This is a genomic window from Pseudoduganella aquatica, assembly GCF_009857595.1.
In the GTDB taxonomy this organism is placed as follows: domain Bacteria; phylum Pseudomonadota; class Gammaproteobacteria; order Burkholderiales; family Burkholderiaceae_D; genus Rugamonas; species Rugamonas aquatica_A.
This window is the reverse complement of record NZ_WWCU01000060.1, coordinates 1-21003: the sequence shown is the minus strand read 5'-3', so window position 1 is coordinate 21003 and position 21003 is coordinate 1. Positions and strand designations below refer to the sequence as shown.

18 protein-coding genes are annotated in these 21003 nt (G+C 67.0%); 9 read left to right on the top strand and 9 right to left on the bottom strand.

Annotated elements, in window-relative coordinates; translation table 11 throughout:
- Positions 1-155: 155 nt before the first annotated feature.
- Positions 156-1694 (bottom strand): XrtA system polysaccharide chain length determinant, encoded by a 1539-nt coding sequence (locus tag GTP77_RS28330; protein ID WP_161075500.1) that lies wholly within the window; start codon positions 1692-1694, stop codon positions 156-158.
- 325 nt (positions 1695-2019) lie between these two features.
- Between GTP77_RS28330 and GTP77_RS28325 the strand changes: the two genes are divergently transcribed.
- The 7 genes from GTP77_RS28325 to GTP77_RS28295 all read left to right on the top strand — a co-directional run bounded on the left by GTP77_RS28325 (position 2020) and on the right by GTP77_RS28295 (position 7599).
- Entirely contained in the window at positions 2020-2745 is a 726-nt protein-coding gene (locus GTP77_RS28325) for a S1 family peptidase (protein WP_161075499.1), read from the top strand.
- A 139-nt stretch (positions 2746-2884) separates the two neighbouring features.
- Positions 2885-3484 (top strand): XrtA/PEP-CTERM system exopolysaccharide export protein, encoded by a 600-nt coding sequence (locus tag GTP77_RS28320; protein WP_371869413.1) that lies wholly within the window; start codon positions 2885-2887, stop codon positions 3482-3484.
- Positions 3485-3676: 192 nt separating this feature from the next.
- A complete protein-coding gene (locus GTP77_RS28315; RefSeq protein ID WP_161075497.1) occupies positions 3677-4300 on the top strand; it encodes a hypothetical protein in 624 nt (207 codons plus the stop codon).
- 33 nt (positions 4301-4333) lie between these two features.
- A complete protein-coding gene (locus GTP77_RS28310) occupies positions 4334-4621 on the top strand; it encodes an HPr-rel-A system PqqD family peptide chaperone (protein ID WP_161075496.1) in 288 nt (95 codons plus the stop codon).
- Positions 4615-5550 (top strand): HprK-related kinase A, encoded by a 936-nt coding sequence (locus GTP77_RS28305; RefSeq protein WP_161075495.1) that lies wholly within the window; start codon positions 4615-4617, stop codon positions 5548-5550. The genes GTP77_RS28310 and GTP77_RS28305 overlap by 7 nt, the downstream gene beginning before the upstream one ends.
- A complete protein-coding gene (locus tag GTP77_RS28300; protein WP_161075494.1) occupies positions 5547-6683 on the top strand; it encodes a nucleotidyltransferase domain-containing protein in 1137 nt (378 codons plus the stop codon). Before GTP77_RS28305 ends, GTP77_RS28300 begins: the two co-directional genes overlap by 4 nt.
- A 43-nt stretch (positions 6684-6726) precedes the next feature.
- The gene (locus GTP77_RS28295; RefSeq protein ID WP_161075493.1) at positions 6727-7599 is read left to right on the top strand and encodes a lytic transglycosylase domain-containing protein; all 873 of its coding nucleotides are present in this window, start codon (positions 6727-6729) and stop codon (positions 7597-7599) included.
- Positions 7600-7653: 54 nt separating this feature from the next.
- Here the strand turns inward: GTP77_RS28295 and GTP77_RS28290 are convergent, their stop codons facing one another.
- The gene (locus tag GTP77_RS28290) at positions 7654-8553 is read right to left on the bottom strand and encodes a PEP-CTERM sorting domain-containing protein (RefSeq protein WP_161075492.1); all 900 of its coding nucleotides are present in this window, start codon (positions 8551-8553) and stop codon (positions 7654-7656) included.
- Positions 8554-9007: 454 nt separating this feature from the next.
- Between GTP77_RS28290 and GTP77_RS28285 the strand changes: the two genes are divergently transcribed.
- Positions 9008-9841 carry a ThiF family adenylyltransferase gene (locus GTP77_RS28285; RefSeq protein ID WP_161075491.1) on the top strand — a complete coding sequence of 278 codons (834 nt, stop codon included), beginning with the start codon at positions 9008-9010 and terminating at the stop codon, positions 9839-9841.
- A 1-nt stretch (position 9842) separates the two neighbouring features.
- Here GTP77_RS28285 and GTP77_RS28280 read toward each other — a convergent pair whose 3' ends face one another.
- The 3 genes from GTP77_RS28280 to prsT all read right to left on the bottom strand — a co-directional run bounded on the left by GTP77_RS28280 (position 9843) and on the right by prsT (position 14455).
- Positions 9843-10694, bottom strand: a complete 852-nt coding sequence (locus GTP77_RS28280) for a PEP-CTERM/exosortase system-associated acyltransferase (protein WP_161075490.1) — start codon at positions 10692-10694, stop codon at positions 9843-9845.
- Positions 10695-10716: 22 nt separating this feature from the next.
- The gene (locus tag GTP77_RS28275) at positions 10717-11541 is read right to left on the bottom strand and encodes a PEP-CTERM/exosortase system-associated acyltransferase (RefSeq protein WP_161075489.1); all 825 of its coding nucleotides are present in this window, start codon (positions 11539-11541) and stop codon (positions 10717-10719) included.
- Positions 11542-11713: 172 nt separating this feature from the next.
- On the bottom strand, positions 11714-14455 hold the full coding sequence (gene prsT / locus GTP77_RS28270; RefSeq protein ID WP_228894348.1) for an XrtA/PEP-CTERM system TPR-repeat protein PrsT: 2742 nt from the start codon (positions 14453-14455) through the stop codon (positions 11714-11716).
- 219 nt (positions 14456-14674) lie between these two features.
- Here prsT and GTP77_RS28265 point away from each other — a divergent pair, with 219 nt between their 5' ends.
- Positions 14675-15439: a class I SAM-dependent methyltransferase gene (locus tag GTP77_RS28265; protein ID WP_161075487.1), complete on the top strand. Its 765-nt coding sequence runs from the start codon at positions 14675-14677 to the stop codon at positions 15437-15439.
- Here GTP77_RS28265 and GTP77_RS28260 read toward each other — a convergent pair.
- The 4 genes from GTP77_RS28260 to GTP77_RS28245 all read right to left on the bottom strand — a co-directional run.
- Positions 15436-16401, bottom strand: coding sequence for a glycosyltransferase family 2 protein (locus GTP77_RS28260; RefSeq protein ID WP_161075486.1), 966 nt, complete (start codon positions 16399-16401; stop codon positions 15436-15438). The genes GTP77_RS28265 and GTP77_RS28260 overlap by 4 nt on opposite strands.
- A 19-nt stretch (positions 16402-16420) precedes the next feature.
- The gene (locus tag GTP77_RS28255; RefSeq protein WP_161075485.1) at positions 16421-18265 is read right to left on the bottom strand and encodes an asparagine synthetase B family protein; all 1845 of its coding nucleotides are present in this window, start codon (positions 18263-18265) and stop codon (positions 16421-16423) included.
- On the bottom strand, positions 18262-19527 hold the full coding sequence (locus tag GTP77_RS28250) for a pyridoxal-dependent decarboxylase, exosortase A system-associated (RefSeq protein ID WP_161075484.1): 1266 nt from the start codon (positions 19525-19527) through the stop codon (positions 18262-18264). The genes GTP77_RS28255 and GTP77_RS28250 overlap by 4 nt, the downstream gene beginning before the upstream one ends.
- Positions 19524-21003, bottom strand: a 1480-nt coding sequence (locus GTP77_RS28245; protein ID WP_161075483.1) for an acyl-CoA ligase (AMP-forming), exosortase A system-associated, incomplete at its 5' end; no start/stop codon positions are given. The genes GTP77_RS28250 and GTP77_RS28245, both read right to left, overlap by 4 nt.

The window sequence follows — 21003 nt, the reverse complement described above, 5'->3', positions numbered from 1 at the left end:
CGTGCCCGGCGTCGGCCACCGGCGGCGCGCCCTCGGCGGCGGCGTGCGCGCCCGGCGGCGTGGTCTCGGTGTCAGCGCCGGCCGGCGCGTCCTGCGGATGCTCTATGCGGCTGGCCGCGCGTTCAATAATGCTCATCGGATTCCCCGTGAATCGGTCAGGTAGGTTTTATCAGCAAGGCGGCCATCACGCCGCCGTAGGCGGTGAACAGCACGGCCACGGCGGCGCTGAAGGCGTACAGGCGGCGCCGGCGGCGGATTTTTTGCTGGTCGGTCCAGTTCATGCTGATGGTGCCCAGGATAGGGAAACCGGTGGCGCTGCGCAGCGAAGCCTGGCTGACAAAGGTCGGGCGGATCTGGCTCATCAGCAGCGCCACGCCCAGGCCCAGCGCCAGCGAGGCGCCGAACACCACGGACATCAGGCGCGGCCGGTTCGGGCCGATAGGCGCGTTGGACGCGGTGGGCGGATCGATCACGCGGAAACTGAGCATGTCGGTGGCCGAGGTCAGGTCGCCGGACAGGCGGGCCGCTTCGCGGCGCTCCACCAGCTTGCCGTAGTTTTCCTTGTTGACCTGGTAGTCGCGGTTCAGCTGGGACAGCTGGGCCTCCACTTCCGGCGCCGCCGTGCTCTGGCTGCGCAAGCGCCCCAGGCGCATATTGTATTCATCCACGCGCGCCTTGAGCGAGGCCACGCGCGCCTCCTCCACCGACAGCGCCACGTTCATCTGCTGCATCATGGGGCTGTAGTTGATGCCGGGGTCGGCGCTGCGCACGCGCTTCTTGGCCTCCTCCTTCTTGCGCTGCTGCAGCTGCCCCAGCAGGCGCTTGTTGGACACGATGTCCGGATGCTCCTCGGTGAACTGCAGGCGCAGCGCGTCCAGGTTCTTCTCGACCGCCTGGATGCGGCCGTCCAGCTCGGGGTTGATGCTGTCATCCTGCTGCGGCGCGGCCTGGGTCAGCGGGGCCGGCTCCTCGCCGCCCATCTGGCGCTTGATGGCGTTGCGGGCCTGCTCGGCCTCGGCCAGCTCCAGGCGCGCCTGGCTCAGCTTGTCGGCCATGTCGGCCAGCGTGGTGCTGTAGTCGGCGCCCTGGCGCGGCAGCAAGCCCATGTTCTGGATCTTGAAGTCCTTCAGCGCGTTTTCGCCGGCGGCCAGCTTTTCCTCGTAGCTCTTGATCTGCTCCTCGATGAACTGCACCGCCTTGTCCGACTCCTGCTTCTTGCCGCCGAAGCTGCCCTCGACGAAGATGGTCAGCAGCGACTGCACGATCTGCTTGCCCAGCTTGGGATTCGGGTTGTTGTAGGAGATGGTGTAGATGTCGTCGCGCTCGGTGCCGGTGACCTTGATCTGCGCGGTCAGCTCGTCGACCAGCTTCTCGTGCTCTTGCACCGACTTGGTCTTGATGTCCAGGTCGACCATGCGCATGACGGTCTCGACGTTGGGCCGGCTGATCAGCGTGCGGCGCATGAACTGCACCTGCTGCTCGACGTTGGGCACGGTGGTCATGCCCGACAGCAAGGGCCGCAGTATGCTCTGGGTGTCGACATACACGCGCGCCGACGCCTGGTAATCGTCCGGCAGCTTGTACACCACTGCCCAGCCGACCACCGCTACCACCCAGGAAATGGCCACGGCGTACCAGCGGTACTTGCCGATGGCTTTTAGAAAGGTTAAGAGCAGTGCCTGTAATTCCGCCATATCGTCTATCTCGCCTATGAATTGGTGCGCGCTTTGAACTTGCTTAAAATGCATCAATCGCAACTATGATACATGAGTTTGCAAGCCATGTTACTACTAAATGGCGGCAGCTCCGCCCCTCTGATGCAGCCGTGGACAGCCCGTGTCGCGTATTTAACTCTGTGAAATAATTATTTCCAAAGATGCAAGCATAATTGTGACACATGCGCGTTGATATTTGTTGTGCGAAAGACAGCTAATTCCCGCAAAAATCTGCTATCGTTGTTGCGCCGAGACTACAAGCACCGCTATGCATTTCCGCCTGTCACTAATATTGCTTTTCAGCATGCTCTGCGGCGGTGCCGCCGCCGCCGACCTGCCCGCCGTGATTGCGGCCGTCAAGCCCTCGGTGGTGGGCATCGGCAGCTACCAGCGCCTGCGCAGCCCCTCCACCGTCTTCAACGGCACCGGGGTGGTGCTGGGCGACGGCCTGAGCGTGATCACCAACGCCCACGTGGTGCCCGACTTCGCCGACAGCGAGCAAACCCTGGGCGTGCTGGTGGCCGGCGAAGGCACGGCCTTCACCTTCCGCCCGGCCACCGTGGCGGCCATCGACAAGGAACACGACCTGGCCCACCTGCGCCTGAGCGGCGCGCCGCTGCCGGCGCTGCGCCTGGGCGACTCGGGCACGCTGCGCGAGGGGCGCGACCTGGCCTTCACCGGCTTCCCGCTGGGCATGGTGCTGGGCCTGCACCACGCCACCCACCGCGCCACGCTGGCCGCCGTCACGCCCATCATCCTGCCCTCGGCCAGCGCGCGCCAGTTGGACGCGCGCGCGGTGGCGGCGCTGCAGCGCCCGCCCTTCAACATCTTCCAGCTCGACGGCACCGCCTATCCGGGCAACAGCGGCAGCCCGGTGTACGACCCGGCCGACGGCGTCGTCTACGCCATCATCAATATGGTGTTTGTCAAGGGCCTGAAGGAAACCGCGATCACCGCCCCCAGCGGCATCACCTACGCGATTCCGGGGCGCTACGTGCAGGAATTGTTGCAAAGAAAAGTGCCAGAATAAAAATATTCCCCCGGCCCCGGCTCCCGCCTGCAGGGGCTGGTATACAATTGGGCATGCAAAAATGCTACATAAAATGCCATGCATATTGCCTAGAAGAATTTCACCCTAACAAGAGGACATGCACGTGAATACTCCCCTGATGAAATGGCTGGCCTGCGGCGCGCTGGCGCTGACCGCGCTGACCCTGGGCGGCTGCGCCACCAAGCAGGTGCTGCCGCAAGAGGCGGCGCCGGCCACCGACTACCTGATCGGCCCGGGCGACAACCTGAGCATCGTGGTGTGGCGTAATCCGGAAGTGTCCCAGGGCGTGCCGGTGCGGCCGGACGGCAAGATCACCACCCCGCTGGTGGAAGACCTGCAGGCCAGCGGCAAGACCTCGACCGAACTGGCGCGCGACATTGAAAAAGCGCTGTCCAAATTCATCCAGCAGCCGGTGGTGACGGTCATCGTGACCGGCTTTGTCGGCGTGTACAGCGAGCAGATCAAGGTGATCGGCCAGGCCGCGCGGCCGCAGGCGCTGCCCTACCGCCGCGACATGTCGCTGCTGGACGTGATGATCGCCGTCGGCGGCGTCACCGACTTCGCCGCCGGCAACCGCGCCATCCTGCTGCGCACCGTGGACGGCAAGCAGCAGAAGCTGACCGTGCGCCTGAACGACCTGATCAAGGACGGCGACATCTCGGCCAACCTGCCGATGCGCCCGGGCGATGTGCTGGTGGTGCCGGAGAGCTACTTCTAAACAATGTCGAGAATTCTTACAGTTTTTGCGCTAGACTAATCTAGTGAGCAAAAGATGCGCAGAAAGTTCCGCTAAGTCCTTGATTTTTATCAAGGCTCCTGCGCCCTGCACGGATGGGAACGAATATTGCTTCGTTTCCATTCATCACTAAAGATTACGGCCACCGGCCGAGCGCTAACCGAGGATACAGACGTGGCCAACCAAGACCAGCACGACGGGGACAACGGCACCCCGCAGCTGCCCCCCGCAGCTCCCAGCACGGCCGTCGATGGCGCCGCCAAGCCGGCCTTCGCCGGCGCCGCGCGCCGCCGCTTCGCCACCAAGGGCGCGGCGGCCGTCGGCGCCATCCTGACCGTCAAGAGCCAGCCCGGCATGGCGTGCAGCATCTGCCATTCGCCGTCCGGCTTCGCATCCGGCAACCTGAACAGCCATAACCCGCACGTGGTGGTGTGCCAGGGCCTATCGCCCGGCTACTGGAAGATGCATCAGAGCAGCTGGCACAGCAGCTGCATCAGCACCACCAAGTTCCACAGGAAGTTCAACTGCTCATCCACCAGCAGTTTCTACGGCAAGGAAATGCAGTTCCTGCTGGACCATCAGAGCTACGACCAGGACAACGTCGCCATGCATTGCATCGCGGCCTACCAGAACGCGCTCAAGGGCTACACCTCCTTCCTCAAGCCGGACCGCGTGCAGGCCATCTGGAACGAGTATTGGCGCACCGGCGGTTCCGGCCGCGGCTATTACACCCCCATGGCCGGCAAAAAATGGTATGGTCCGGAAATTACCGCCTATTTGCGCGGCACCATGGACTGACAGCGGCCGCATGCTGACAGAAGCCGTTTTGCCATGTGGCGCCTGAGGCCGGGCCAGCGGCTGCGCAGCCGCAGCTGGAACGGCGAGGACTTTGTGCTGTACAACAACCTGTCGGGCGATACCCATCTGCTCGACGCCGCCTCCATTGAAATTCTGAGCGTACTGCAGCGCGGCCCGGCCACCACGGCCGGGCTGGCTGCAGCCTTGCAGATAGCCGACGGCGTCCCCGCCGAGCCGGACCAGCTGGCCGAACTGGAGGAGCTGCTCGGCCAGTTGCGCGCCATGGCCCTGGTCGACACGCCGGCCGCCTCCGCATGCTGACCGCGCCGGAACCCACGGTGTCCTCGCTGGCGCCGGCCGAGCTGGCGCGGCGCCTGGCGCGCGGCGGCATCGTGCTGCAGACCGGCGCCTACACCACCCACCTCGAAAGCAGCGTGCCCAGCGTGGCGCAAGGACTGGCCCTGCTGTACGGCGGCTACGCGCTGCGCGGCGCGGACGCCTTTGCCGACTTCCACCTGCGCGTGGTGCAGCCGGCCGGCCTGCGGCGCTGGTGGCGGCCGCAAGTGATGCTGATGCACAACGGCGCCAGCATGTTCAAGCCGCTGCCGCTGGCGCAAGCCTTCCCCATGTTCGAATGGGGCTTGAACTGGTGCGTGTCGAGCCGCGCGCACGACTGCCTGATCGTCCACGCGGCGGTGCTGGAACGCCACGGCCGCGCGCTGATCCTGCCGGCCCCGCCCGGCTCGGGCAAGAGCACCCTGTGCGCGGCGCTGGCGCACCGCGGCTGGCGTTTGCTGTCGGACGAACTGGCGCTGATACAGCTGGCCGACGGCCGGCTGCAGCCGCTGCCGCGCCCCATCAGCCTGAAGAACGCCTCCATCCCGCTGATGCAGCGCTACCTGGCGGCGGATGGCGCCGTGTTCAGCCCGCCCGTGGCCGACACCGTCAAAGGCACGGTGGCGCATCTGCAGGCGCCGCCCGCCAGCGTGGCGCGCAGCGCCGAGACCGCCGCGCCGGGCTGGATCGTGTTCCCGCGCTACCAGGCCGGCGCCGCCACCGAGCTGGCGCCGCTGCCGAAAGCCGGCACCGTGCTGCGCGTGGCGGAAAACTCCTTCAACTACAGCCTGCTGGCCGAGCGCGGCTTCGACGCCCTGGCCGGCCTGGTGGACGCCGCGCACTGCCACAGCTTCGTGTACAGCCAGCTGGACGAGGCGGTCGCGCTGTTCGAGCGCCTGGCGCAGCAGCCATGAGCGGCGCCGCCCTGTCCGCCCCCGCCACCGCCTCGGCGCCGCCCGGCGTGCCGCTGGCCGTGCTGGCCTTCCGCCAGCCGGCGCTGCTGGCCGGCTTCAGCGAGGCCGAGTGGAATGTGCTGCTGCGCCAGTGCGCCAGCGCCAATCTGCAGCCGCGCCTGTACTACCTGCTGCGCGAACGCGGCGAACTCGAGCGCATACCGGCGCCGGCCCGGCGCCATCTCGACTGGTCGCGCACGGTGGCCGAGCGGCACAGCCAGGCGGTGCGCTGGGAAGTGGCGCAGATCCAGCAGGCGCTGGCCGGCCTGGACGCGCCGCTGATACTGCTCAAGGGCGCGGCCTATGCGCTGGCCGGGCTGCCGCCGGCCAGCGGCCGGCTGTTCTCGGACATCGACATCCTGGTGCCCAGGGAAAAACTGGACGACGCCGAGGCGGCGCTGATGCTGCACGGCTGGGCCAGCACCCACCTGGACGCCTACGACCAGCGCTACTACCGCGAGTGGATGCACGAGCTGCCGCCGATGGAGCACGTCAAGCGCCGCACCGCCATCGATGTGCACCACGCCATCCTGCCGCTGACGGCGCCGGTCCACCCCGACCCGGCCCAGCTGCGCGCGTCCGCGCGCGCCATTCCCGGCCAGCCCGGCCTGCATGTGCTGGCGCCGCCCGACCTGGTGCTGCACAGCGCCACGCATTTATTCTTCGACGGCGAACTGGAGCACGGCCTGCGCGACCTGGTGGACCTGGACGGCCTGCTGCGCCACTACGGCGGCCAGCCCGGCTTCTGGGACGCGCTGCGCGCGCACGCGGCGCGTTTGCAGCTGCAGCGTCCGCTGTTCTACGCGCTGCGCTACACGGCGCTGCTGCTGCACACGCCGCTGCCGCCGGAGGCCCACGCCGCCGCCGCAGAAGGCCGTCCAGGCGCGCCGCTGCTGCGGCTGATGGACGCGCTGTACCGCCGCGCCCTGCTGCCGGTCCACGCCAGCTGCGGCGACGCCTACACGCCGGCCGCCCGCTTTGCGCTCTACATCCGCGCCAACTGGCTGCGCATGCCGCCGCTGCTGCTGGCGCGCCACCTGTTCCACAAAGCTTTCCTCTCGCCCAAAGACAAAGATCAGGCCGAACAGCCCTGACTGCTCTACAATTAAGCATCGTCGGGCAGCACAAAGGTGCAGCATGCAGCGATCCATTTTCCGGCATATCAGGGCCGCGCGCGCAAGCGCGCTGGCGGCGCTGCTGTCGGCCCAGCTAGCGGCGCTGGCGGCCGAGCCGGCCGCCGAACTGCTGGCCGCCGCCGCGCGCCTCGAGCATGGCGAAGGCGTGCCGCGCGACCTGCCGCAGGCGCTGGCCCTGTATTGCCGCGCCGCCCGCCTGGGCGACGCGCAAGCGCAGTACGCGCTGGGCTGGATGCTGGCCAACGCACGCGGCGCGCCGCGCGACGACGGCGCGGCGTCCCAGCTGTTCGCGCTGGCCGCCGCGCAGGGCCACCCGCAGGCGCAGGCCATGCTGCACATGACCAATACCGCGCCCGGCACGCCGCTGCCCGCCTGCATGCTGCCGGACACGCCCCTGGTCGCCATGCCGCCCGAACCGCGCGTGCTCTACACCCAGGCCGCCAGCAAACAGATCGGCGCGCTGGTGGAGGCGCTGGCGCCGCAGTTCGACGTCGATCCCCGGCTGGCGATGGCCATTATCGCCATCGAGTCCGGTTTCAATGCGCGCGCCGTGTCGCCCAAGAACGCGCAAGGGCTGATGCAGCTGATACCGGAAACGGCCGAGCGCTTCCGCGTCAAGGACGCCTTCGATCCGGAACAGAACATCCGCGGCGGCCTGGCCTATCTGCGCTGGCTGCTGGCCTACTTCCGCGGCGACGTGCAGCTGGTGGCGGCGGCCTACAACGCCGGCGAGAAGGCGGTCGACCAGTACAAGGGCGTGCCGCCGTATGCGGAAACGCAGGAATACGTGAAGCGCCTGGCGCGCCTGTACAAGCACGCCGTCCATCCCTATCCGGCCGGCTCCGCCGCAAGCGGTGCGCTGCGCAAACCTTGAGACGAAAAAAAACCGCCTGGCTGGCGCCAGGCGGCTGATCGCTGAACTGCTGTATCAAGCCTGACGGCGGCGGCGCAGACCAGCCAGGCCGGCCAGGCCCAGGCCGAAGATGGCCAAGGTGCCAGGTTCTGGAATCTTGTTTGCGCGGATCGGATCGTTGATCAGGCCGGTGAAGCACACGCCGGTGGTGACCTCTACGTCGGTGCAAGTGCCGGAGCCCTGCGAGGCGCCGTTGGTGCTCAGCGTGAACTTGCCGTCGAAATCGTGGCCGAACAGGCCGTTGGTGTTCCACTGCGTGGCGCTGGTGCCGCCAGTCACATCGGCGAAGAAGGAGCCTTTACCGTCAGCTGGCAGGTTGGTGTTGGTCACTTGCTGGACCAGCGTGGCCTGGGTTTCGTCGGCGCTGGCGTCGCATACATACGGCTCCAAGCCGGTGCACGAGTTGGCCACGTTTACCAGCTGCTTGCCGGTGCCGAAGGTCACGGTCAGGTAAGCCGGGCCCAGGCTGCTCAGCAGCGAGTGCATGGCGTAGCCGGTGCGGCCGGAGGGGGCGGCGTCGAAGTTCGAATCCAGCGCGGCGATCGGGGTGTTGGTGCGGTAGATGTCCAGATGGATCTTGTTGTCGGCCACGCCGCCGCTGGCGCCGATATTGTAGATGTCGAAGTTCGAACCGTTCTGCACGATGTTTTGGTCGGCGATACCGTAGATCATATAGTACAGGTAGCTGCCGTCCGACAGGCCGGCCGACCAGCTCGCGCCGCCCGTGCCCTGGATCTGGGTAATCGCACCCAGGCCCCAGGTGCTTTCATTGGTGCCGGCTTGCGTGTTGGTTTCGGTGGTCAGACCAACCAGTTTGATGTTCAGGTTGCCGACCAGGGCATCCAGCGGCGTGGCGGATGCGCTGAACGCTGCCAGACCCAGGGAGGTTGCTGCCAGCAATTTTTTGAGTTTCATGTTCGATCTCCAGTATGTTGAGGGCGCTGTCAGTGTTAGCGTCACATCCCTATTAAGCAAGCGGTGTGCCAGGCGCGGGAAAATGGGGCGGATTACCCCGTTCCTCCTGCAACGGCTGGACATGCGGGCTTTGCTGACCGCCATAAACTTTGGCCATTTTTACCTAAGCTGTAAAGAATCTCGACAGCTTGTGTGACAATTGTTGCCGTGTGGTTAGTACGTGCGGCGCAAAGGCGGGGCTGGCACATTCCGGCGCTGTTTTGGGCTCCTCCGTGGGCGCGAACGGTCGATTTCCCGCAGCAAAGCGGTCCCGGTTGTAAAATATTCCGACAAGCGGCCTCCTGTGCAGCGGCGGCAGTTTGCGCTACTATAGTCTTGCCAATCTGGAATTAATTCAGCCGCACCGGCCGCCTGCGGGGGCCACCTTCTCCTCCACACTTGCTAAGGTTTTGCTATGACTACAGAATTCGACTATGACCGCTTCGTCATGCGCAATGATGGCTATATCAACAAGGCCACCCAGGCCAAGATCCGCAACACGCGGGTGGTGGTGGTCGGGGCAGGCCTGGGCAGCGCGCTGCCGGTGGCGGCCACGCGCATGGGCTTCCAGCACTTCGTGCTGGTGGATGGCGACACCGTGGACATGCACAACCTGAACCGCCAGTTCTTCGATTTCGAGGACATCGGGCGTCCCAAGGTGGAAGCGCTGAAGAAGCAGATTCTGCGCATCAACCCGACCGCCCAGGTGGAAACCATCCAGGCCAATCTGGACAAGGACAATGTGGCCGACTTGGTGGCCAAAGCAGACTTCATCTTCGACACCATCGACTTCCTCGACCTGGAAGCGATCCTGCACCTGCACGCCACCGCCAAGGCGATGGGCAAGCACATCTTCACCGCGCTATCCATCGGCCCGGGAGGCGGGGTGCTGTACTTCCCGCCGGACGCGCCGGAGTCGCTGGCCGACATCATCCAAAAGGACGTGGCGAGCGCCACGGCGGAGGGCGACGTCAGCTATTCCAACGTGTTCGGCAAGATCATGGGGCGCATCGGCGTGCACCTCGATGCGCAGGTGGTGGAGCAGGTCGCGCGCGCGCTGACCATCATGGAAGACGGCCGGCCCTGCCCTGCCTCGCAGATTTCGGTCGGCAGCTTCACGGTCGGCTCGATGGGCTTGTCCATGATGCACGACGTACTGGCCGGCCTGGAGGTGCCGACCGCGCCTTACATGGTGGTGCACAGCTTCCGCAACCACACCAGCAAAAAGATCAAGATCAGCGCCGACTAGTTCAGGACCTGGCGCGCGTGAGCGCGCGCGTCAGGCCGCGCGCCGGATTCTGCTGCCAGGACAGGCGCGGCAACAGCGCGTGCGGCCGCTCCTGCATCCAGGCCGACAGCGCCGGATTCTCGGCCGCCAGCTTGGCCTCCATGGCGTGCAGGTCCAGCACATAAGGCATCACCGCACCGTAGTAGTCCGCCTGCGGCCCGATCGCCTGGAAGCCGAAGCCCATCCGCGTCAGCGACTGTGCCAGCGCACGCTCCATGGCGGCAAACCAATACCGGATGCCGGCCTGGCGGCTGTGGCGGTACATCTCGCGGTACATGCCGAACAGCAGCATGGGCGACTCGCGGCGGCGCTCGCCATGCCGGCGCTCGGCCTCGGGCACCTGGGCCGGCAGGCCGGGAACGCCGGCCAGGCTGTCGGCGCGGCGGCGGCGATGCTCCTTGCGCACCACCAGGCGCGAAATTTCGCAGGACAGCGCCCGCGGCGGCAGCTCGACATGCTCGAACACGGCGCAGTGGCGCTCGAACGGATAGGGCTGCTCGGCCTGCGGCTGCACCAGGCGAACGGTCCCGATCAGCGTCTCGTCCATCGAATAGGCGGCGATATGCACGGCATTGGTCTCGTACTCGTCGACCTCCATGCCGCCAGCCTGCTCGGTGTGCGGCAGGAAGGCGCATTCGATGCAGTACACGTCGTAACGCAGCTTGAAAATATCGTGCGGCACCTTGCCATGCTGGTCGCCGCGGAAGGAGCGGAAAATATTGCGGTTGGCGCGGTCCACGGTTTCGAAATGGGCCTGGTATTCCTGGCAGGTGAGCACGCTGCGGTAACCGGGATTGTCAAATACGTGCGCCATACAGCCAATTCTCCTACGAGGTTTATTTCTTCCTGCTGCGCCCTATCATGAACGTGCCGACCATGGTTTTCACCACGACCCAGAACGGGATGGGTTCATCGTTGAACCATGCAGCCAGGAAACGGTTTTCTTGCTTTAATCGGTCGTTCAATTCGTACAGGTCGACCATATGGGGCGTGACCGGTCCATAGTAGTCCACCTGCGGCCCGATGGGGACGAAGCGGAACCCCATCTTTTCCAGGGAGCGCGCCAGCGAGCGCTCCATGGCGGCATACCAGTAACGGATGCCGTTCTTGCGGCTGTAGCGGTACATCTCGCGGTACAGCCCCAGCAGCAGCAACGGGCTGTTGGTGCGCTGCTCCTTGCCGCTGGGCGGCTTGATCATGGCCGGGCCGCCCTTTTGCTCCATAAAATCCTTCGACACGCCTTCCATCGAATCGCCGCGCCGGCGGCGGTGCGTCTTCTTCACCACCAGCCGCGACACCTCGCCGGCCTGCGCGCGCGCCGGCATGGTGAAGTCCTCGAACACCGTGCAGTGCGACTCGAAGGGATAGACCTGCCCATCCTTGGGCTGCACCAGGCGCACCGTGCCCACCATGGCCTGGTCCCGCGTGGCGTAGGCGGCGAAGTGGATGGAGCAGTCGTCGTACTCGTCGGTCTCCTTGCCTTCGTCAAACTCGGCCGCGTCCAGGTAATGGCACTCCAGGCAGTACACCTCGTAGCGCAGGCGATAAATCTCGGCCAGCACGGCCGAATCCATCATGCCCTTCATCACACTGGCGAAGTCGAAATATGGGATCAGAATGTCGCGTTTGCCGAAAAAACGCTCGAACAGATCGAACAGCATGTCGCGTTCCTTGTCTGTACATCAGTCGGGCGCCGGCACTGGCTCACGTCATGCAAGCCAGCACACAGGCGCAAAGATAACCTATTTCCGGTCAGCACGCACAGGCGAATTCAACCGTGCGCGGCTCCGCAAGCCGCTGTCCATGCGGCTTGGCGGCCGGAGCGTAGCCGGATCAGAGCTGTTTCAGCAGCGCGCGGGCGTCGTCCTGCTGCGGGAAAGAATTTCCCTTTGCCAACAACTGTTCCAGTTCCTTGCGCGCGCCGGCCTTGTCGCCCGACTTGCTCAGCGCGGCGGCATAATGGTAGCGGATCTCGCCGTTGCCTTCGGCCGCCGCGGCCGCCTTTTGCAGCAGCGGCAAGCCGCGCGCCACATCGCCCTGCTCCACCAGCACCCAGCCCAGCGTATCCATAATGGCCGGATGGTTGGGCACCAGCTTGGCGGCCTGCTCCGCCGATGCCAGTGCGCGCTTGTCCTTCAGCTGCAAATACGCTTGCGCCAGATTGTTGTGGGCCACCGCGTTTTTCGGGTTGGCTTTTAGAATAGCCTCGAATTGCTCAATTGCAATGGGGTATTGCTTGGCCGCCAGGCTGGACTCGGCCTGGTACATGGCCACCATCGGTTCGGCCGGGTTCTCCTTGCGCCACTGCGCCACGCGCTGCTCGGCTTCTTTTGCCTTGCCGCCGCGCCGCATCGCGTCCACCAGCTTGAGCAGCGCGCCGGGCGCCTTGGACAGCGCCAGCGCCTTCTCGTATGCCGGCACGGCCTGCGCCGGCTTGCCCTGCAGGCTCAGGATGTCGCCTTCCAGCAAATAGCCGGCCGGCATCTTGTCATGCTGCTTCTGCAACTGGCGCGCTTGCGCCAGCGCGGCGTCCGGCTTGCCCTGGCGTACAGACAACTCGGCCTGCAGCAGTTGCGCCTGGGCCAAGTCCGGTTGCAACTGCAAGGCTTTTTTCAGATCCTCGGCGGCGGCGGCCTCGTTTTTCAGCTGCAGATGCACTTCCGCCAGGTGCAGTTGCGCCAGGCCGGACTTGGGCAGCAGGCCGGCGATCTTGCTGTACGACTCCAGCGCGCCGCCGGGGTCCTTGGCGGCCAGCTGGCTTTGCGCCTGCAGTTCCAGCAGATCGGTGTTGGATGGCAACGCCACCAGCATCTTGCGGGCCAGTGCCAGCGCTTGCGGGGCCTTGCTGCTGCGCAAATATTGTATGCCCAAGCGCATGGCCGGCAGCACCGCGTCGGGCTGCTCGGCGTGCGCTTTTTCCAGCCAGGTCAGCGCCTCGTCGGGCTGCTCTCGCACCACCGCCAGGCCGGCCAGCGCGGTCATCGCGTCCACGCTCTTTTTGTCCTTCTCCAGGAAGGCCAGCAGGCGCGCGCGCGCGGCGTCCGTTTTTTTCTCGTACACGTCCAGCTGCACCAGGCTGGAGACGGCGGGGAAATAGGTGGCCTGCTGCGACAGCGCGCGTTCGAAGCTGGCGCGCGCGGCCGCGGCGTCGCCCTTGCCGAGCGCGGCCACGCCGGCCAGTTGCGACAGCTCCGGATTGGTCGGCTGGCTCTTGGCCAGCTGCGCCGCCGCCGCCAGCGCCTTGTCGAAGTTGCGCTGGCCGATTTCGGCGCGGATCAGCGCGATGCCGGACTGCAGCGACTTGCTGTCGAGCGCGGTGGCCGCCTCCAGGTCGCTCAGGCCCTGCGCCTTGTCGCCCTTGCCCAGCTTGCTCAGGCCGAGCGAGGTGCGCAGCGAGGCCGCTTTCGGCTCCAGCGCGGTGGCCTTCTCGAAGTATTCGGTGGCCTTGTTGAAGTCGCGCGCCTGCATGTAGGACTCGCCGGCCAGCGCCAGCAGCTGCACGTCGGCCGGTTCGCCGCCCTTGAGCGCGGGCGCCAGCACCGCCAGCGCGTCCGGCGTCTGGCCGCCGCGCAGCAGGCTGGTGGCCAGCATCTTGCGGGCGTACAGATTGTCCGGGTTTTTCTCCAGGTATTTGCGCAAATGCTGTCCGGCCTGCTGGGTCGAGCCCAGGTTCAGGTTGACCGCGCCGGCCAGCAGGATGCTGGGCATGTGCTCGGGCGCGGCGCGCAGCACTTTCTGCAGCGACTCCAGCGCGGCGGCGTTCTTGCCCTGGGTGAAGTCCAGCAAGGCCTGGGTGTAAGTCACCATCATGCTGCCCGGCGTGATCTTCTTGGCCGCCACCAGATCGGCCTGGGCCAGCTCATACTTGCCCGAGGCGATTTCCAGATAGGCTTTCTCGATATGGGCCGAACGGTGCGCCGGATTGGCCACCAGCACCTGGGCATAGGCTTCCAGCGCCTGCTCCGGCTTGCCCTGGGCGCGCAGCAGGTCGGCCTTGAACATCAGCGCGTCGGCGTCCTTGGGGCCGGCCGCCACGGCCTGGTCGGCATAGCTCATGGCGGCAGCGGCATTGCGCTCCAGGAAGGCCACGCGGCCCAGGCCCACCAGCGCGGCGGCATGCTGGGGCTGGGCTTGCAGCACGGAGGTGAACAAGGCCTTGGCCTCGTCGCGCTTGTTCAGCGCCAGCAGGGCGTCGGCGCGCGCGCACAGCAGCTCGGCGCCGCCGGCCTTGGCGGCGGCCTCGGTGTCGTCCAGCGCGTTCTGGAATTTGCCCTGCATCAACAGCGCGCGCGCCAGCACCGGCATGGTCTGCGCGTCCGGATACTTGAGCGAGATGGCCTTGCGGATTTCCTTGTCGGCCGCCAGCACGTCGCCGCCTTCGAGCGACAGCTTGGCCAACAAATAACGCGCCTCGGCGTCCTCCGGATTGGCCGCCAGCGCGTTCTTCAGTTGTATCATGGCGGCGGTGCTGTCGCCTTTTTGCTGGAACTGCTTGGCCTGCGCCACCAGGGTGGCCGCCGACTCCTCTTTCTTGCATCCGCCCAGCACCGCCAGCAACAGGACGCTGCTTGCCATTGCAACGCCCACCAAGCGCTTACTTCCTTTACCAGCCATCGCGAGGACTTCCTTATGATTGTGTCGACTTGAACGGGCCGCCTGCGCATGCGGCAGCGGCCCCCGTTACTACCCGATAATATACTAAGACGGTTCCATTTCGTTAACAAAATGCCGCGCAGAGCCCGGCGGCCGTCCAGCACCGAGATATCCTGCAACATTCCCTTTCAGGAGGTCGAAATGAAGCCAGCGCATACCATTCTTGTGGACAGCTACCGCGTGGCGGCCAGCCATACCGGCGCCGACAGCCTGGCCTACAAAGGCCTGCACATCCACGCCCTGCCCGGCCTGCACGAGTTCACGTTTTCCGTGCTGCAGCAACATTGCCGGGCCGGCGCCGCCGTGCTGGACCTGGCGGCCGGCAGCGGGGCCATGAGCATGCGCCTGCACGACGCCGGCTACCGCGTGGCCGCCACCGACTACGTCACGGAAAACTTCCGCCTGCACGGCCAGATCGACTTCTTCCAAAGCGACCTGAACGACGATTTTTCCCAGGGGCGCGAGGGCAGTTTCGACACCGTGTTCGCCTCGGAAATCATCGAGCACCTGGAAAACCCGCGCCATTTCGCGCGCCAGTGCCATGCGCTGCTCAAGCCGGGCGGCAGCGTCGTCCTGTCGACCCCGAATGTGGACTCCTCCGCCTCGGTCGCCAGCCTGCTGCGCGACGGCACCTTCCAGTGGTTCAACGACGCGCATTACCGGTCCGACGGCCACATCACGCCGCTGACCCAGTGGCAGCTGAAAAAATGCTGGCAGGAGGCCGGTTTCAGCATCGCCTGGCAGGGCTCCTACGGCGACCGCTACGGCATGGTGGCCGGCTCGCCGCGCATGCGCTGGCTGGCGCGCCTGCTCGATCGGCTGAGCGGATTGGACCCGGCGCTGCGCAACCAGATCTATGTGGCCGTGCTGCGCAAGCCGGACCAGGCCGGCGCGGCCGGCGCTTAGCGCTTCAGCAGCACGCCCACCGCCAGCAGCGGCGCGTACAGGAAGGACTGCGGGTCGATGCGCCACTGCCCGCGCAGCACCGCGCCGTCCAGCCGCTTGCGGTGCGACAGCCGGTGCAGCAGGTCGGCCACGAAACTGCGGCGCAGGCCGCGCACGTCGGCGCCGTTCTGGCGCAGCTGGGCGGGCGACAGGCTGAACAGGCGTGGCAGCGCCTTCTTGAACTTCATCTCGTAGTGCAGCCGTATCAGCGAATTCTCCGTGCCCCAGCCCGAGCCGGCGAAAATATTCACGCCCTCGCCGTAAGTGCATTCGCACAGCGCGGAAAACGCCACCCGGCCCGAGCGCTGCGCCAGCTCCAGCCAGAACAGGTAGTCCTCGCCGGCGTACACGAACTCTTCGCGGAAACGCAGCTCGGGGCCGGCCGCGTGGCGGTACACCACGGTCGAGGTGCCGACGATGTTGCCGGTCAGGATCTGGTTGAACATGTCGCCGCGGTAGCTGTGCAGGTAGGGGCTGGCGCCGATGGCGGGATGGTCGCCCACCTCGATGCGGCGCGCGCGCTTGAAGGCGGTGACGGTCTGGTTCAGCTGGTAATGGTCGGAGAAATAGAAGTCGTGGCCGGCCTCCAGCGCGGCGACCGCGTTGGCCACGTGGGCCGGTATCCACTCGTCGTCCGAATCGAGGAAGGCCACGTACTCGGTGCCGGGCGCCACCAGGCCCAGCGCGCGGTTGCGCGCCGCCGCCGGGCCGGCGTTGGGCTGCTCGACGATGCGCAGCGCGTGCGGCGCCGGGATGTCGATGCCGGCCAGCTCGCCGCGCGCCGGCACCGGCGAGCTGTCGTCGATCACGATGATGTCGAGCGCCACGCCGCCCTCCTGGGCCAGCGCCGAACGGATCGCCTTGGCCAGGATGCCGGGCCGCTTCTGGTAGTAGGGAATGACCACCGCCACTGTCTTGTTCATGCCGTCTCTCCTGTGCAGGTCAATGCGCGCGCTGGCGGAACCACTGCTCCAGCATCATCAGCACCCACACCATGGTGCCGTGGTAGCTGGCGTGCTCGGCCAGGTGCTGGCCCAGCAGCAGGTCGATGAAGTCGGCGCGCACGATGCCGCGCCGCTTCAGGTCGCTCAAGCTGTCGGCCGCCAGCGCCTGCAGCTGCGGCGTCTGCTGCAGCCACACGCCGAAGGGCAGGCCGAAGCCGTGCTTCTGCTTGGTGATGATCTCGTTGGGCAGGAAGTCGCGCAGCGCCTCCTTGAAGAAGTAGCGCAGCTGGGTGCCGTTCAGCTTCTGCTGCGGCGTCAGGCCGGCCGAGAAGGCCACCATCTGCTCGCTCAGGAAGGGAAACGCCACTTCCATGCCGGCCAGTTCGCAGGCCCGCATCACTTTCGGCAAGTCGTTGTCGGCCAGCGTCACTTTCAGGTCCAGCGCCAGCATGCGGTTGATCAGGCTGGGCGCGTCGCTCAGGCCGTAGGTGGCGCTCAGGCCGGCCAGCGGCTGGCCGGTGTCGGCGCCGGCCAGGAAATCGTCGGTGAAGACCTGGGCGGGGCCGTAGCGGCCCAGCAGGTTGTAGGTTTCCAGCCGCGCCGGCATGGGCACCGAGGCCTGCTCGATATAGCTGCGCGCCTTGCGCAGCAGCTGGACCCGGCCGCCGCCGGGGAAGTTGAACACGGCCGGCTCGAGCAGCGCCTTGCGCAGCAGCTCGGGCACGCGCTCGTACAGCGCAAACACCTGCTGCTTGGAATAGCGCTCGTTGCCGCCGAACAGTTCGTCGCCGCCGTCGCCGCCGAACATGCGCGCCACGCCGTCGGCGCGCGCCATCCTGGCGCAGTAGTAGGCCGGCACCGCCGAGGCGTTGCCGAAGGGCTGGTCGAAGGCCTGCGCCATGTGCGGAATGGCGTCGGCCACGTCGGCCGGCGTCACATAGTATTCATGGTGCTCGGTGCCGAAATGGCGCGAGGCGATGCGCGCGTATTCCATCTCGTCGTAGCCCTGGGCCTCGAAGCCGATCGAATACGTCTTGGCCGGTTTGCCGCCCACTTCGCACAGGATGCCGGCCAGGGTCGAGCTGTCGGTGCCGCCGGACAGGAAGGCGCCCACCGGCTGCGTGCCGCAGGCGTCGCGCACGCTGCTGCGCAGCACCTCGCGGAATTCGTCCTTCAGCTCGGCGAACGGGCGCTTGCCGTCTTCCTGGAACTGCATGCGCCAGTAGGTCTGCTGCTCGACGCGGCCCTGCCGGTAACGCAGATAAGTGCCCGGCAGCAGCCGCTGCTGGCCCTGGTAGACCGTGCCCGGCGCCGGCACCATGTGGAAGTACACATAGTTGTACAGGCCTTGCGGGTCCAGCCTGGCTGGCGTGAGCGGGTGGCGCACCAGGCTGTCGGCCGAGGAGCCGAACACCAGGGTTTCGCCGGCCAGCTGCCAGGCCAGCGGATGCGTGCCCATGCGGTCGATGGCCAGCAGCGCCTCGCCTGCGCGCTCGTCCACCACGGCCAGCGCGAAAGCGCCCACCAGGCCGTTGCACAGCGCCTCGGCGCCCTGCTTCCACAGGGACAGCAAGGCCGCGCCCATGCCCTCGGCCGCGGCCTGCTCGCGCCGCGCCGCGTCGCGCAGGCGCACATCGCCCCACAGCGCGATGGCCACGCCGTCGCGCTGCAGGCTGTGGGCGCAATCGACGCCCGCCGCCAGCGCCAGCGCGCTGGCGTTGCCCGCCATGGCCTGCACGGCGCTGCCGTCGAAGCGCGCCAGCGGCGCCGCCATGGCCTCGACCAGGGCGCGGTTTTCCGCCGCGCCGTGGCCATGCCCTATCCAACCGCAAATACCGCTCATACACCGCCTCCTGCTGGTTCATCACTGCCGACTAAGACTTCCACCGCGCCGGGATGGCTGAGGAAGGCGCCGGGGCTGGCCGTGAGGCCGTAGGCGCCCGACTGGAACACCACCGCCAGGTCGCCCGGGCCGGCTTGCGCCAGCTCCATCTGGTCGGCCAGCAGGTCCAGCGGCGTGCACAGCGGCCCCACCACGGACGCCGTCTCGCGTTCGCCACCGCGCACGCGGTTGCCGATCACGACGGGATAATTCTTGCGTATCACCTGGCCGAAGTTGCCCGAGGCCGACAGGTGGTGGTGCAGGCCGCCGTCCGTCACCAGGTAGACCTGGCCGCGCGAGACCTTGCGCTCGATCACCTTGCTGACGTAGACGCCGGCCTCGCCCACCAGGTAGCGGCCCAGCTCGATCACGATATGGGCTTCCGGCAGCGCGCGCTTGACGTCGGGCAGCAAGCGCTTCAGGTTCTCGCCCACGGCCGCCAGGTCCAGCCTGCCTTCGCCGGGGAAATACGGAATGCCGAAGCCGCCGCCGATATTGAGCATGCGCAGCGGACGCGGCGCGTGCGCGGCCAGGCGCAGCGCCAGCGCGAAGGTCTTTTCATGCGCTTCCTGGATCGCCTCGGCCTTCAGGTTCTGCGAGCCGCTGAAGATGTGGAAGCCGTGGAAGTCCAGCGCCAGCCGGCCCAGGCGCGCCAGCAGTTCCGGCACCTGTTCGGCGTCCACGCCGAACTGCTTGGGGCCGCCGCCCATCTTCATGCCGGACGATTTCAGCTCGAAGTCCGGGTTGACGCGCACCGCCACCTGCGGCCGCACGCCGAGCCGTTCGCCGATGGCGGCGATGCGCTCCATCTCGCCGGCCGACTCCATGTTCAGCACGATGCCGGCCGCCACCGCGCAGGCCAGGTCGGCGTCGCTCTTGCCGGGGCCGGCGAAGCTGATGTTGAGCGGCGCCATGGTGGTGTCCAGCGCCACCCGCAGCTCGCCGCCGGAGGCCACGTCGATGCCGTCCACCAGGCCGGCCATATGCTGCACCACGGCCGGCATGGGATTGGCCTTCATGGCGTAGTGCAGCTCGATTTCCGGCGGCAGGTGGCGGCGCAGCTCGGCCACGCGGGCCGTCATGGCGGCGCGGTCGTAGGCGTAGAACGGGGTCTGGCCGACGCGCGCGGCCAGCCGGGTCAGCGGCATGCCGCCTATCTGCAGGCAGTCGTCGACGACGGGAAATTGCACCAGGGGCGCATGCTGGGGGCGCACTGCGCTCATAGTGTGTTCTCCGTAAAACAGTGTTCGTATTGCTGGCTGAGCAGCTTGCGGTCTATCTTGCCGTTCGGATTGCGCGGCAGGCCGGCCTCGGCCATGATGATTTTCTGCGGCAGCATATAGGCCGGCAGGTGGGGCTTGCAGGCGGCCAGCAGTTCGGCCGCCGTCAGTTCCCGGCCGGGTTTGCACAGCGCCACCACCACGATGGCCTGGCCCAGCGCCGGATGCGCCACGCCCAGCGCGGCCGCCTCGGCCACCTGCTCGCGCGCGTAGACCACTTCCTCGACCTCGCTCGGGCTGACGCGGTAGCCGGAGGTCTTGATCATCTCGTCGTTGCGGCTGATAAAGTAGAGATAGCCCTCCTCGTCCCGGCGCACGGTGTCGCCCGACCACACGGCCATCTCGGCCAGCACGATGCCGGACTCGGCGCGGTAAGGCTTGAAGCGCTCTGCCGTCTTGGCCGGGTCGTTCCAGTAGCCCAGCGAGACCAGTGCGCCGCGGTGCACCAGCTCGCCCGGCTCGTGCGCGTCGCATTCCGTGCCGTCCGGGCGCAGCACCATCACTTCCGCGTTGGGAATGGCCTTGCCCATGGAATCGGGACGGCGCTCGAGCTGATCGGGCGGCAGATAGGTGGAGCGGAAAGCCTCGGTCAGGCCGTACATCAGGAAGGGGCGCGCGTTCGGCAGCGCCTTGCGCAGCGCGTCCAGCGTGGGGCGCTGCATGGCGCCGCCGGAATTGGTCAGATAGCGCAGGGTGCAGTCGGCCGGCCAGTCCAGGCCGGCGATCTGCAGCCACAGCGGCGGCACGGCGGCCAGGCCGGTGATGCGCTCGGCCAGCACGGCTTTCAGGATGTCGCGCGGCAGCAGGTGGTTGATCAGCACGGCGGTGGCGCCCACGCGGAAGGCAGTCGACAGCTGGCTCAGGCCGTAGTCGAAGGACAGCGGCAGCACGGCCAGCAGGCGGTCGGCCGCCGTGTTTTCCAGATAAGTGGAGACGCTGACGGCGCCGGCCACCATGTTGCGGTGCGATAAAACAACACCTTTGGGCTTGCCGGTGCTGCCCGAGGTGTACAGGATGGCGGCCACGTCGGTGTCGATGGCGCCGGACGGGGCCGCATGCGGCGCCGCGGCGCCGTCCCAGGCCAGCACCGCCACGCCCGGCACGTCGGGCAGCGCCTGCTCGCCGGGGTTGACCGCGAACACCACGCGCAGGTCCGGGCACTGCGCCAGGCTGGCCGCCAGCAGGCGCAGGCGGTCGGCCGAGGTGACCAGCACGCGCACATTGCAGTCGGCCATGATATAGGCCACCTGCTCCGGTTTCAGCAGCGGATTGACCGGCACGAACACGCCGCCGGCGGCCGCCGCGCCATACATGGCGGCCACATTCTCCACATTCTTTTCCATGTACACGGCGACGCGCTCGCCCCGCCCCAGGCCGGCCGCCAGCAGCGCGCCGGCCGCGCCGCGCACGGCCTGCGCC

Bases quoted from the DNA above. Each gene is read 5' to 3' on its own strand.
- GTP77_RS28330 (WP_161075500.1), bottom strand. From the start codon at position 1,694: ATGGCGGAATTACAGGCACTGCTCTTAACCTTTCTAAAAGCCATCGGC.
- GTP77_RS28325 (WP_161075499.1), top strand. From the start codon at position 2,020: ATGCTCTGCGGCGGTGCCGCCGCCGCCGACCTGCCCGCCGTGATTGCG.
- GTP77_RS28320 (WP_371869413.1), top strand. From the start codon at position 2,885: ATGAAATGGCTGGCCTGCGGCGCGCTGGCGCTGACCGCGCTGACCCTG.
- GTP77_RS28310 (WP_161075496.1), top strand. From the start codon at position 4,334: ATGTGGCGCCTGAGGCCGGGCCAGCGGCTGCGCAGCCGCAGCTGGAAC.
- GTP77_RS28305 (WP_161075495.1), top strand. From the start codon at position 4,615: ATGCTGACCGCGCCGGAACCCACGGTGTCCTCGCTGGCGCCGGCCGAG.
- GTP77_RS28300 (WP_161075494.1), top strand. From the start codon at position 5,547: ATGAGCGGCGCCGCCCTGTCCGCCCCCGCCACCGCCTCGGCGCCGCCC.
- GTP77_RS28295 (WP_161075493.1), top strand. From the start codon at position 6,727: ATGCAGCGATCCATTTTCCGGCATATCAGGGCCGCGCGCGCAAGCGCG.
- GTP77_RS28290 (WP_161075492.1), bottom strand. From the start codon at position 8,553: ATGAAACTCAAAAAATTGCTGGCAGCAACCTCCCTGGGTCTGGCAGCG.
- GTP77_RS28285 (WP_161075491.1), top strand. From the start codon at position 9,008: ATGACTACAGAATTCGACTATGACCGCTTCGTCATGCGCAATGATGGC.
- GTP77_RS28280 (WP_161075490.1), bottom strand. From the start codon at position 10,694: ATGGCGCACGTATTTGACAATCCCGGTTACCGCAGCGTGCTCACCTGC.
- GTP77_RS28275 (WP_161075489.1), bottom strand. From the start codon at position 11,541: ATGCTGTTCGATCTGTTCGAGCGTTTTTTCGGCAAACGCGACATTCTG.
- prsT (WP_228894348.1), bottom strand. From the start codon at position 14,455: ATGGCAAGCAGCGTCCTGTTGCTGGCGGTGCTGGGCGGATGCAAGAAA.
- GTP77_RS28265 (WP_161075487.1), top strand. From the start codon at position 14,675: ATGAAGCCAGCGCATACCATTCTTGTGGACAGCTACCGCGTGGCGGCC.
- GTP77_RS28260 (WP_161075486.1), bottom strand. From the start codon at position 16,401: ATGAACAAGACAGTGGCGGTGGTCATTCCCTACTACCAGAAGCGGCCC.
- GTP77_RS28255 (WP_161075485.1), bottom strand. From the start codon at position 18,265: ATGAGCGGTATTTGCGGTTGGATAGGGCATGGCCACGGCGCGGCGGAA.
- GTP77_RS28250 (WP_161075484.1), bottom strand. From the start codon at position 19,527: ATGAGCGCAGTGCGCCCCCAGCATGCGCCCCTGGTGCAATTTCCCGTC.